Raw genomic sequence first — 11,105 nt, 5'->3', positions numbered from 1 at the left:
CGGTCGGCCGTCGACCTCGCTGATCGCCATTGCCTGGACGGCTTCGGTGTGGCCGGTCATCGGCTCGCCGATGGGCTTGTACGTGGTCAGGTCCCACACCTGCATGGTGCCGTCATAGTCGTCGGTGACGGCGATCGGCTGGCCGTTGATCTGCCCGACCGCCACCGCCTCGATGGTGTCATCCAAGTCGACGACATCGTCATAACCGAACAGTCCTGTGGAAGGCCAGAAGATCGCGAAGAGTGCAATGGATACGACGAGCGTGCCGAGCGCCACACAGGCCGTCACCGCGGCGATCCACCCAAGGCGTTGGCGGGCGGTCGGGACAGCCTGACCGAGGTCGGGGGAAGCACTCGCGTGTGGCTCGGTCGTGTCGTGGCCGAGTGCCTTGGGATCACCCGTATCCCGCTGACCCGTATCAGGCACCGTATATCGTCCTTTCCGGCCGGCATCACATCTCGGAGTGGCCGGGCGGAGCCATCCGATCACCGACAGCCGAGAAAGTGAGCCGTTACGTTCGCTTTTCGAATCATGACGTCTTACACGTGGTAGATCACACTAAACACTAATCAATCCGCGTTGAAGGAGCATTTCCTTCATAATCGTCCGGCCTCAGAAGATCTGTGGCTACCAGCCCCTGAGGGGATTACGCTCAGATTCTGAGCAGTAGCGATGTTTTGTCCCCGCCTAGACCGACCATTACTGTTCCGGGCGGTTCTCAAAGAGGCGGTCCATTGCTTCAGCTCCTTCCAGGAGCATCGGGCGCAGCTGCTTGCGGTAGACCGTCTCCGTCACCGAGGTGTTGCGGTGGCCGACCAGGCGGGAGATGTTCTCCAGGGGTACTCCGGAGTCCGACAGCAGCGAGACGAAGCTGTGCCGCATCTCCCGGGGTGTCCACTCCTTCTCGTTCAGACCGGCCTTCTTGAGCACCGCCCGGAACGAGCGCCGGACGTTGTGCGCGTCGAGCTCCGTGCCGACTTTGGACGCGAACACGAGGCCGTTGTCCTGCCAGTCGTCACCGGCCGCCCGCTTGGCCACCTCCTGACGCTCACGGTGGAGCTTGAGCGCGTCGGCGCAGCGTCTCGGTATGGCCAGTGTTCGCCGGGACTTGCGGGTCTTGGTGTCGCCGCCTTCCCGCACCGACCGCCAGACCATGATGGAGGGCGAGGTGCCGTCGAGGTCGACGTGTGACCAGGTGAGCGCCCGCAGTTCTTCCGTACGAGCTCCGAGCAGCAGTGAGAGCACGATGTAGGCGTGCAGCGTCGTGCCCTCGGACGCCTTGAGCACGGCTTCCGCCTGGTCGAGGGTGAGCGATTTGGAGGGACGTCCCTCTGTTCCCCTGGGGATCTCGCAGAGCAGCGCGACGTTCCGTTTCACCTTGTCCCGAGCCTGGGCGCGAGAGATGGCCCGGACGAGGATCGAGCGCAGTTCGCGGAGGGTCCGCGTGCTCAGCTCCTTCGCCTTGTCGGCCAGCCAGCGGTCAACGTCGTCCGCGGTGAGGTCGACGAGCTTCCGCGCGCCCAGGCCAGGGATGATGTGCTTGTTTGCGAGGATCGAGCACTTGTCCACCGTCGCGGCCCCTCGGCCGCTGAGCCCGAACTCCAGCCAGTTTCGTACGGCGTCGGCCACGGTGTAACCGGTCGAGGAAACGAGGAGCCCGTCTTCGTAGTCGCGGATGATCTCCTTGAGCTTCTTCATGGCCGCGGTCTTGGTTCTGCCGCTGGCCTTCTTCACGATCCGCTTGCCCGCCGGGGTGTAGCCGACCGTCACCGAAGCGATCCAGCGTTGCCGTGTCTCGTCCCAGTGCAGCCCGCCGTCCCCGCGGCTACGTCGTTCGGTCATCAGACGGCCTCCTGCTCCAGGAGCGCGATGTACTCGCGGATGGCGGACGCTGGGATGAGCCGGGTACGGCCCTCCTTGACCGAGCGCAGTCGTCCCGAGCGCATCAGCTCGTAGAGCACACTGCGGCTCAGCCCAAGCCGTCGCATGGCGTCGGACACCCGGTAGAGCTGGGCCTCGGTGGTTGAGATCAGGTCAGCGGCCAATGGTTCCTCCCTGGTGTGAGAGCGACGAGGCGAGAGCGGATTCCCCGGCCGTGTAGCCCTGTCCGGCGTACCTCCAGTTGGCGAGGACGAGGGTGGCGGCGGGGTCGTACGGCAGCCGCTCAAGGTCGCGCGCCTGGCGGTACTCCAGACGGACGCGGCGCAAGGCGGTCATGGTGGTGGAGTAGGCCCGGCTCTTGGTCGAGAAGTGACCGCGAAAACCGAGCATGTGCGCCCACTGCCGGAGGCGGAGCGGCGCGAGGTTGGGATAAGCCTCGGCGTCGCCGAGGTGCCATGCCGTACGGATCAGCCGGGCGGCATGCTCGGTGACGCCGCGCTGTTCGAGCTGGGCGAGGTCGGACCGTCTTACCCGCCGGTCGAGAGTGCCGGAGGTCTCGGCGGCCTTCGTGGCGTACTTGGCGACATAGCCGGCCACCGCCGCCTCGGAGAGCGCAGACCCGTCCGGGCCGGTCGACTCGATTCGTCGCACGTCGACTGCGCCCCAGCGCAGCTCTTGCGAGCTTTCCCCGTCCGGGCCGGGACCGTCGAGACGTACGGCCTTCGCCGCGGACTCGATGGCCTCGGAGAGCAGTTCGACGGTGGCCCAGGCCGGTGGCGCGTCGATCTCGCCTTCTGGAGCGCGGCCGTCGAGGCGAACCACGGCGTGGAAGTGGACGATTCCGCGCGCCTGGTATTCGGCGACCTTGGCGAAGGACAGCCGGACCTGTCGGCTGAACTCGGCCCGAGTCATTCCGGCCGCCATGCCCAGGTGTCGCCGGAGGTAGATCCCGAAGCGGTGCCACAGCGCGCCCGCGTGGGCGTTCCACAGGACGTGGCCGGTGTATTCGTAGGTGCCGGGGTCGAGAGGCTGACCGATGCGCCGATCACCGGAGACATGCCGCCCGAAGCAGGCCGGGCCGTTACGGCGAGGGTGGCAGATGTCGGCCTGGCCGTGCTTGTCGGGACCATGGTGGACCGGGCCGAAGCTCGGGGCCGTGAGGGTGGCTAGAACGCGCGGATGTGTGCTCACGGTGGCCGGTACGCCCTTGTCCCCGCCGAGCAAGGCCCGCCCGGATCAGGTGGAAGGTGTCGGCCCGGTAGGTCTCGGCGCAGGCCGGGCAGCGGGAAGCCCGCCGGTTGCCGCAGCGGACGAGCAGCTGCCCGTGAGGCTCGCCCCGGGTCGAATAACGGTGCAGGATCTCCCCGGTGGTCGAGTCGAGCGTGGACACCTCGCCGGTCAGGCGGATCGGGTCGGAGCAGCCGCGCAGCCGGTCGACCTGGTGAAGCCAGCGGGTCAGATCCCGGCCGGAGTGCTGAGCCAGGTCCCGGATGACCGGGCCGATGAGGTCGCCGATGTGGGTGGGCTGTTCGGTCACTCGTCCTCCTTTCCGGTGTCCTCGAAACCGGGGCCGTCGTCGGTGGTCGTTGGGTCGCTGTGGCGATGGGTGAAGCGGACGCGGATGGAGTCGCGGCAGTCGCGATCCGCGCGGGGCCGGTGGCGCATACTGGTGGTTCCTTTGCGAGTGAGCGGAGGGAACGCCCCACGGAGCGGCGGGCTGCCAGGCTTGAGCCGCCCCGTGGTGGCGTTGTCGGTCAGGTATCGATGCCGGTGCCGTTGCAGCCGAGGCAGATGACCGCGACCTGGTAAGGGCTGGTGTCGCCGTCGTCGTTGACCAGGCCGGTGCCGTTGCAGGTGCCGCAGGCGTAGGCGTGGATCACGGCAGGTCCTCTCCTTTCTCGGATTCCTCGGCACGGGTGCAGGGGCAAGGTGCGTCGTCGGTGGTGTCGAGGCGGTCGCAGCCGACCGAGTCGCCGTCGATCTCGCAGCCGTAGCGGGCGCAGCATCGGCAGAAGGGGCAGACCAGTCGGGTCATGGCGCGTCCCGTTCGGCGACGGCCCAGGCGGACCGGTCACCACCGGCATGCCGTACGGCGGCCAGGACGTACGCGAGATTGATGGTGTCCAGGCGGGTGATGGCCGGGCCGAGGTCGACCGGGTGGCCCGCGGCGATGCTGAGCGCGATGCGCAGGACGGCCGCCTCGGAGTTGGAGCAGGGGAGCAGACCGTTGCACAGTGCCGCGTGGAGGGTGTCCCAGGAGATGACCGCGAGCGGGATCCGGCTGTAGCCAGCCGGGGCGTACTCCACCGCCATGCGGAGGAAGTCGCTCCGGTACAGCCAGGCGCCGTGGTGGATCAGCAGCTCCACGGCGGCCTCCATGGCGTAGGAGCCGCGCGCCCAGGCGCGAGCCGCCTCCATCAGGTGCGGAAGGTCGGGCAGGGTCATGACGGGTCGAGTCCTTTCTGTCAGGCGGGATCGGTGGCGATCTGCCGCAGCAGGTCGGCGGCGAGATCGCTGGAGATGCCCATACGAGTTCGGAGTAGGTCTGCCGTGACGGGTCGGCCATGCTTGGCGCTGTGCTCGTCGGCCAGCCGTCGGGCGAAGGTGAGCAGTGCAGGGGATGAGCCTGGTTGGTTGCCTGAAGGGCTATCGGCGGCTTCAGGAGCAGGGATGGGAGTCGCGTCGATCTCGGGAACGGGCACTGGGGCCGAGTCGACGACGGTTGGCGACGAAGGCCGGTGGGAGGCACGGCGTTCCAGCATGGAGACCGCTACCAGGAAGGCCACCGCGGGCATCGCGGCGCAGATCCATCCCCAGACCGAGGTCTCAGCACTGGCCAGGTTGGCGGCCAGAGTGAGCACGATTCCGCCGGCCAGCACGAGAGCGGGCCAGGAGATCGGTCCCCGTCGAGGGCGGCCGGTGCGCTTGTCGCGTTGAAGCTCGCGGGCGGCCATGACGCACATCAGGTCGATGCACACCGCGACCGCCCAGGACTGCCAGCCGCGCTGGCCGTGTTCGGCCGCCAGTTCGGAGATGTGGGTGAAGGAACCCACCGCCGCGATGACGGCCAGGACCACGATCAGTGCGGAATCCAGCAGCGTGGAACGGACGCGACCAGGCTTGTGACTGGTCATCGCGAGTCACCTCTTTCCGGATTCGGGCATGGGAGGGGTAAGGACATGGCGTGATCAGGGCTCACATCGGGCCGCGGGGAATGAGGTCAGGCCGCGTGCAGGTCCCGCACGGTGCCGCCGAGGCGAGGAGCCATGACCTCGGCCCACGAGGGGGTCAGGTGGGCATGCCGCTGAGCGGCGTACTCGGCAGTGGTCTCGGAGACGTAGAAGGAACGGGCGCGGTACCACTGGCCATCTTGACTGGCCACGATCGCGACGCCGGGTGTCTCGGAGGGGATCGCGCGGGCGGAGACCAGGGCGGCCGGGTCGAGGTCGCCGAGGGTCATGGTCGCGGTCTCAGGGTCGTTGACGCGGTGGCAGATACGGCCGGAGCACTGGGCACGCAGAGCGGTGACACCGGGGCCGAGGTCGGAGCCGATGCGCTGGCCGCAGCAGAACAGGTAGATGCCGAAGGCCCGTCCGAGCTGGGCGATCCGCAGTAGGGCTGTAGAGGTGCGGGCGATCTCGTCTTTCTCGCTCTTGTCGGCCATCAGGTACAGCTCGGCCAGCTCGTCGACCAGGACCACGACGGGTACCGGTCTGTGGTGGTCGTCCAGTTGCCAGAGGTTGCGCGCCCCGGCATCCCGGCACGTCTCCATCCGGTCGGCCATCAGCGCCACCAGGTCGTCGAGCAGGCCGACGCATTCGGTGCGCGAAGTGGCCAGCGCCGACAGCCGGGACGCGTACGGGGTGAACTCCACACCGCCCTTGAGGTCGAAGCCGACCAGCGCGACAGGTTGCGAGGCCAGGCCGACGATCAGCGCGTTGGCCAGGTTGGACTTGCCCGACTGTGTGGCCCCGGCATTCAGCCAGTGCGGGACGGTGCGGAAATCGATCTCCCAGGGGTGACCGGTCTCCAGCCGTCCCACCGTGACCTTGAGCAGGTCGGGTGACGGCGGCAGGTCGTCGATGCGCACCAGGGGATCGCGAACGGTCACGGCGAGCACCACCCGCCCTGGCCGAGGTGAGGAGACGCGAACCGCGTGAACGCCCCACGAGTGCGCCAACCGTTCCGCCGCAGCGCTGTAGTCGGCGGGTACCTGTCCTTCCAGGGTGTGAACGGTGACCCGCCAGCCGTGCCGGGTCGGTAGCGGCAGCCACATCCACGGCTTGGTGTCCACCGTCACCCGCTGGAACCTGCGCTTGACCCGTACGGTGCCGGTCGAGGAGATCAGGCCGGGCACGGTGGTGAACCAGAACCGTTGCCGCTTCTTGGTGAGGCCGCAGCCGAGGGCGACCTTGCGCCAGGTGACGCGGACGGAGATCGCGGCGATCGGGTAGCCGACCGCGAGCCAGAACGAGGGACGATGCCACCTGCGCCAGCACAGGAGCAGGATGGCGACCACGGCCGCAGCCAGGGTCAGCCAGAGCAGACGTTCGAACATAATGAGAGCCGTCCTTTCGTGTAGGCGAGAGGAGGCCCCGGAGCGGGCGGTGCTGCCAGGCGAGCCCGCTCCAGGGGCACCACGTCAGGCCGGTCAGGCGGCTCGGACGGCGGCCGGTCGGATCGTCTCGGCGCGGAAGCCGAGACCGGAGCGGCCGTTCATCGACCAGAAGAACGCGGCCAGGCCGACCGGAACGACCTGCACGCCCTCGGGGATCTGAGGGAACGTCTCGCTGGGGAACGTCACCACGATCACCGGGTTGCGCCGATCGTCGTTCGGCTTGGGCAGGAGCGGGATGGTGTAGAGCTCCCGCCCCTCCGCATCCTTCTTGACCTCGCCCGTGGCGCGGTCCACGATCTTGGGCTCGGGCTCGCCCGCGACAATGAACGCCAGGGCCGAGAGGTCGACGGGGATGTTGCGCATGTGGATCACTCCTTGAGTTGACTAACCTGCCTAGCCAGGTTGGCTGTGGATCAATGTTGACCAGCATGGCTAGCCATGTCAACCCTTCAAGGGGAATTGGCCTAGGCGACCTAGGAGAACTAGACTGATTTGCGTGATGAGTCTCGACCCTGACAACCCGCGCCCGCCCTACCAGCAGGTGGCAAGCGCCCTGCGCGCGGCGATCCTGACGAAGAAGTTCGAGCCGGGGGAGAAGCTGCCTTCGGGAGCCGAGCTCGCCAAGCAGTACGGCGTAGCGCGCATGACCGTGCAGCAGGCCATCCGCCTGCTACGGGACGAGGGCCTGATCGTGTCGCGCCAGGGAAGCGGTGTGTTCGTCCGGGAGCGCACCGAGCGGCCGGTAGAGCTTCGCCCGCATATCGAGCACGCCTTTGAGGCGGCCAACGTCGCCATCGACTTCGCGGGCTTCTCGGGCGAGACGCTTCAGGGCATGCTCCAGGAGCCGCTGGACAAGATTCGTCTTGGACGACTCACACCCGATTCCATCGCCATCCGCATCCTGGTCCCGGACATGGACCAGCCGATGTCCCTGCCGTGCCGGGCCGAAGACCTCGGCGACGACCCGGTGATTCGGGCACGTGCCCACCGCATCCAGCAGCGCAGCACTCAGGCCATCGCGGATGCCGTCCACGAGCTGGCGGACCTCGGACTGGTGAAGTCCGCATCCGTCGAGGTGCGCGTCCACCAGACGACCCCGGCGTTCAAGTTCTACGTGATCAACCGGGAACAGGTGTTCTTCGGCTTCTACCCGGTCGTCAAGCACACGGTGCGGATCAAGGGCGAGCCACACGAGCTGTACGACGTCATGGGCAAGGACGCGGTGCTGTTCCACTACCAGGTGACCGAGGACGCTTCGTCGATGCAGTCGCAGTACGTCGCTCAGGTTCGCATGTGGTTCGAAAGCATGTGGACCACGATCAGTCGGGAAGTCGAGCTGTGACCGAGGCGCTGACGGAGATCTTCCGACAGTCCCGTGCCGTTCTTCTCGACTTCGACGGCCCGGTGTGCAGCGTCTTCGCCGGTCTGCCGGCACCTGTGGTCGCGGCCCGGCTTAAGCAGTTGCTCCAGGACGAGGGAGCGGAGCTTCCCCAGGATGTCGCGGAGCTGGACGACCCACTCAAGGTGTTGCGCCGTACGGCGTCCTTCGCGCCGAAACTGGTCGACAAGGTGGAGGCCGCGTTCATCGGCTACGAGGTCGAGGCCGCAGGTTGCGCCGAGATCACGCCGGGAGTGCGGGAATTTCTTGATGCCTGTGCTGCGGAGGGCCGGCCCGTGGTGATCGTGAGCAACAACTCCGAGCCCGCGATCGAGAGCTTCCTTGGTCTGGTCAAGCTGAGAGAGCAGATTGCCGGGGTTGTCGGTCGGCCGATCGGCAACCCGGCCGAGATGAAACCACATCCCCGATCGGCGCTTCGAGCCTGTGAGATGGTCAACGTGCCGCCGGGGGAGACCGTCTTGATCGGAGACTCCGACTTCGACATGCAGGCCGCGGTCAACGCTGGAGTCCTGAGCATCGGCTACGCGAACGAGCCCGAGAAGGAAACGAAGCTTGCCCGGACCGGAGCAAAGGCGGTAATCAGCAGCATGCAGGAACTCGCCGAGGCGGTCAGAGCGAGCCGATAGCTGGAACCAGAAGGGGTGTGGTTCAAACTTTCCCTACGTCATCAAGGCAGTCCGCCTGCGGCGGCCTGCGCGTCGGGCGGTCGCTGGCCGCGCTGCGGCTCTTCGGCCGGTCGCGACCAGCGCCGCCCACGCGACCATGAGTCGCCGGAGACACAGGAGTCCTGTAGTTCAACGCGACATCGTCCCAACCTTGTTTGGAAAAGATCTTGGATTCTACGCTACGGCGTGGACGGCTACCGTGCCAGCTATCCACAGACCAGCAAATACGCCAGCAGCTGCTGCTCCAGTCCTGATCGAAGCAGCGACAGAACTGCCCTCATTTGTGGCCAGTTGGCTGGCCGCCAGGCCGACGAGGCACGAAAGGGCAACGCCCGCAATCGCCCACCAAACAAGGGCTGTCGTGTCCATCCGTCTGCTCCCTAGGTCGTCTGATCGATACGAAGCTTTTGCTCCGATACGGAGCATAGTGCTCTATTCAGGAGCAGGGTGCAAGTGTAGGCTTGGAAGGTGGAGCAGGCATGAGAGACATGACCGTAACTCAGCAGGTGGCTAGCCGTATCAAGCGTCTGCGGTTGCAACATGGTTGGACGGCCCAGCAGTTGGCCGAAGAGTCCGCGCGAGTGGGTAAGACGTCTCTCACCAGAAGCACGATTGCAAAGATCGAATCTGGAGTCAGAAAGTCGATCACCGCCGATGAGCTCACTGTCTTGGCGCAAGCTCTTGGGGTAACTTTAGGTGATCTTATAGATGCGGAAGAGAGTCAGGCTAAGCACGATGGCTTGATGGAGCTGCGTGAGCCATCGCAAGTGAAGTTGACGACAAAGATCTACAACCTTCCGAGGCCGCCTTCCGCGGTATTTGCTGGACGCCTTGAAGTCCAGGAACGCCTTGATCAGATGATTAACAATGGCTCGGAACATGTAATTAATGGCCAAGTCATGTACGGAATGGGAGGGGTAGGTAAATCCGAGCTGGCGCTTCAATACGCCTTCGCTCACCGAGACAGATATTCGGTAGTGTGGTGGATTTCTGCAGAAAATATTGAGCAGATTCAAGACAGTCTTGCTGCCCTGGCAGGCCGCTTGCATCCACCTGTGCGAGTAGCCGGGACGGTTGAGGAGGCAGCTGATTGGGCGATGGGTTGGTTGCAATCTCATTCAGACTGGTTATTGGTGCTAGATGATGTTGACAACCCTAAGCATGTTGATTTCTTGTTGGGTCAACTGTCCAGTGGTCATGTGATAATTACTACAAGGCGAAATGTCCACTGGGGTGGACAGATCCAATCAACTTCGTTGGATGTTCTAGAGCCAGAGGCGGCTGTAGAATTAATCTATAAAATAATCGATATCGAATCGCGGGGCGGCGATGAGGCGATCGCGGCCGAAATTGCTGCAAGGCTAGGTTTCCTTCCGCTGGCCTTAGTGCAGGCTGCTACTTATATTGCACAAAATCGTATTAGCCTAGAGCGTTATTTGGATCGGCTGAGAGAAGATCCAGTGCGGATGTATTCCCGCACGGCCGAAGGGGGAGAGGTTCAACAGGCCATTTCTCGCCTCTGGCAGATCACAATAAGCACGATCGGTGACCGAAGTCCAGAAGTGGTGGAATTGCTGCGCATTCTGGCTTGTTATGCTCCCGGTGACCTACCTCGCCAAGTTCTACCTGAATACATCGGCGATAAATATGTTGACGAAGCTTTGGGGGTATTGGCTTCGTACAGTATGATCACTCTTACTGAGCACTCCATTAGAATGCACGATCTAATGCAAGCCGTGGTTCTTGCCGATACCAGTAACAATTTAAACCAAATTGATTATGTGCAGAAAATCGCTCTTACATGGTTGGCGGATGCTCTTCCAGTAGATCCAGCACACAACCTCGCGAGTTGGCCTTTGTGGCGGCGGCTCATGCCGCATATTTACGCGCTCGCTGACCGATACGTGCCCGGAGACGAGCCCACAGAACTAGGGGACGTCCTCAACCAAGCTGCGGTTTTTCAGTCGGCGCAGGGGGTCAACCAACGCGCTGTGGAACTTGCCGACCGCGCGTTGGCTATTGCTGAGGCTGTTTATGGTCCCGATCATCCTGATGTCGCTAGGTCGCTAGGGAATCTTGCTTCGAGTTTCCGTGCCCTAGGTCGGCCGGGCGAGGCGGTTCCGTTGTTTCAGCGGGCGTTGGCTATCAATGAGACTGCCTACGGCCCCGAACATCCTTACGTTGCTATCTCGTTGGGGAATCTTGCTAATAGCTTCAGCGATTTGGGGCGGCTGGGTGAGGCGGTTCCGTTGTTTCAGCGGGCGTTGGCTATCAATGAGACTGCCTACGGCCCCGAACATCCTTACGTTGCTATCTCGTTGGGGAATCTTGCTAATAGCTTCAGCGATTTGGGGCGGCTGGGTGAGGCGGTTCCGTTGTTTCAGCGGGCGTTGGCTATCAATGAGACTGCCTACGGCCCCGAACATCCTGATGTTGCTATCTCGTTGGGGAATCTTGCTTCGAGTTTCCGTGCTTTGGGGCGGCCGGGTGAGGCGGTTCCGTTGGAACAGCGGGCGTTGGCTATTGCTGAGGCTGTTCATGG

At 64.4% G+C, this 11,105-nt stretch carries 13 protein-coding genes and 1 pseudogene; 3 read left to right on the top strand and 11 right to left on the bottom strand.

Going from position 1 to position 11,105, the window contains the following annotated elements; all coding sequences use genetic code 11:
• The 11 genes and pseudogenes from ABT352_RS15685 to ABT352_RS15635 form a co-directional block, all read right to left on the bottom strand.
• Nucleotides 1-426: WD40 repeat domain-containing protein (locus ABT352_RS15685; RefSeq protein ID WP_350945520.1), on the bottom strand; the 426-nt coding region annotated here is incomplete at its 3' end.
• A 273-nt stretch (nt 427-699) separates the two neighbouring features.
• On the bottom strand, nt 700-1,842 hold the full coding sequence (locus ABT352_RS15680; RefSeq protein WP_350945519.1) for a site-specific integrase: 1,143 nt from the start codon (nt 1,840-1,842) through the stop codon (nt 700-702).
• Nucleotides 1,842-2,045 carry a helix-turn-helix domain-containing protein gene (locus ABT352_RS15675; RefSeq protein WP_350945518.1) on the bottom strand — a complete coding sequence of 68 codons (204 nt, stop codon included), beginning with the start codon at nt 2,043-2,045 and terminating at the stop codon, nt 1,842-1,844. Before ABT352_RS15675 ends, ABT352_RS15680 begins: the two co-directional genes overlap by 1 nt.
• Nucleotides 2,035-3,418: pseudogene (locus ABT352_RS15670) on the bottom strand (replication initiator). The gene ABT352_RS15675 and the pseudogene ABT352_RS15670 overlap by 11 nt, the downstream one beginning before the upstream one ends.
• The gene (locus ABT352_RS15665) at nt 3,415-3,546 is read right to left on the bottom strand and encodes a hypothetical protein (protein ID WP_350945517.1); all 132 of its coding nucleotides are present in this window, start codon (nt 3,544-3,546) and stop codon (nt 3,415-3,417) included. Before ABT352_RS15665 ends, ABT352_RS15670 begins: the two are co-directional and overlap by 4 nt.
• 89 nt (nt 3,547-3,635) lie before the next feature.
• Nucleotides 3,636-3,761, bottom strand: a complete 126-nt coding sequence (locus ABT352_RS15660) for a hypothetical protein (protein ID WP_350945516.1) — start codon at nt 3,759-3,761, stop codon at nt 3,636-3,638.
• Nucleotides 3,758-3,916: a hypothetical protein gene (locus ABT352_RS15655; RefSeq protein WP_350945515.1), complete on the bottom strand. Its 159-nt coding sequence runs from the start codon at nt 3,914-3,916 to the stop codon at nt 3,758-3,760. The genes ABT352_RS15660 and ABT352_RS15655 overlap by 4 nt, the downstream gene beginning before the upstream one ends.
• Nucleotides 3,913-4,326 carry a hypothetical protein gene (locus tag ABT352_RS15650; protein ID WP_350945514.1) on the bottom strand — a complete coding sequence of 138 codons (414 nt, stop codon included), beginning with the start codon at nt 4,324-4,326 and terminating at the stop codon, nt 3,913-3,915. Before ABT352_RS15650 ends, ABT352_RS15655 begins: the two co-directional genes overlap by 4 nt.
• 20 nt (nt 4,327-4,346) lie before the next feature.
• Nucleotides 4,347-5,015: a DUF2637 domain-containing protein gene (locus ABT352_RS15645; RefSeq protein ID WP_350945513.1), complete on the bottom strand. Its 669-nt coding sequence runs from the start codon at nt 5,013-5,015 to the stop codon at nt 4,347-4,349.
• 86 nt (nt 5,016-5,101) lie between these two features.
• On the bottom strand, nt 5,102-6,439 hold the full coding sequence (locus ABT352_RS15640; RefSeq protein ID WP_350945512.1) for an FtsK/SpoIIIE domain-containing protein: 1,338 nt from the start codon (nt 6,437-6,439) through the stop codon (nt 5,102-5,104).
• A 93-nt stretch (nt 6,440-6,532) separates the two neighbouring features.
• Nucleotides 6,533-6,862 carry an SCO3933 family regulatory protein gene (locus ABT352_RS15635; protein WP_350945511.1) on the bottom strand — a complete coding sequence of 110 codons (330 nt, stop codon included), beginning with the start codon at nt 6,860-6,862 and terminating at the stop codon, nt 6,533-6,535.
• Nucleotides 6,863-6,998: 136 nt separating this feature from the next.
• On the opposite strand from ABT352_RS15635, the gene ABT352_RS15630 reads away from it, so the two are divergent.
• The 3 genes from ABT352_RS15630 to fxsT form a co-directional block, all read left to right on the top strand.
• Entirely contained in the window at nt 6,999-7,841 is an 843-nt protein-coding gene (locus ABT352_RS15630; protein ID WP_350945797.1) for a GntR family transcriptional regulator, read from the top strand.
• Nucleotides 7,838-8,524, top strand: coding sequence for an HAD family hydrolase (locus ABT352_RS15625; protein WP_350945510.1), 687 nt, complete (start codon nt 7,838-7,840; stop codon nt 8,522-8,524). Before ABT352_RS15630 ends, ABT352_RS15625 begins: the two co-directional genes overlap by 4 nt.
• Before the next feature lie 518 nt (nt 8,525-9,042).
• A partial coding sequence (gene fxsT / locus ABT352_RS15620) for an FxSxx-COOH system tetratricopeptide repeat protein (RefSeq protein WP_350945509.1) occupies nt 9,043-11,105 on the top strand: 2,063 nt, incomplete at its 3' end.

Origin of the sequence: Streptosporangium sp. NPDC000563 (assembly GCF_040299985.1) — a bacterium.
Lineage (GTDB): Bacteria > Actinomycetota > Actinomycetes > Streptosporangiales > Streptosporangiaceae > Streptosporangium.
This window is presented reverse-complemented; position numbering and strand designations above follow the sequence as displayed.

Excerpts from the sequence above, each read along its gene's own strand:
- ABT352_RS15665 (WP_350945517.1), bottom strand. The coding sequence starts at position 3,546 with ATGCGCCACCGGCCCCGCGCGGATCGCGACTGCCGCGACTCCATCCGC.
- ABT352_RS15640 (WP_350945512.1), bottom strand. The coding sequence starts at position 6,439 with ATGTTCGAACGTCTGCTCTGGCTGACCCTGGCTGCGGCCGTGGTCGCC.
- ABT352_RS15655 (WP_350945515.1), bottom strand. The coding sequence starts at position 3,916 with ATGACCCGACTGGTCTGCCCCTTCTGCCGATGCTGCGCCCGCTACGGC.
- ABT352_RS15635 (WP_350945511.1), bottom strand. The coding sequence starts at position 6,862 with ATGCGCAACATCCCCGTCGACCTCTCGGCCCTGGCGTTCATTGTCGCG.
- ABT352_RS15645 (WP_350945513.1), bottom strand. The coding sequence starts at position 5,015 with ATGACCAGTCACAAGCCTGGTCGCGTCCGTTCCACGCTGCTGGATTCC.
- ABT352_RS15650 (WP_350945514.1), bottom strand. The coding sequence starts at position 4,326 with ATGACCCTGCCCGACCTTCCGCACCTGATGGAGGCGGCTCGCGCCTGG.
- ABT352_RS15630 (WP_350945797.1), top strand. The coding sequence starts at position 6,999 with ATGAGTCTCGACCCTGACAACCCGCGCCCGCCCTACCAGCAGGTGGCA.
- ABT352_RS15680 (WP_350945519.1), bottom strand. The coding sequence starts at position 1,842 with ATGACCGAACGACGTAGCCGCGGGGACGGCGGGCTGCACTGGGACGAG.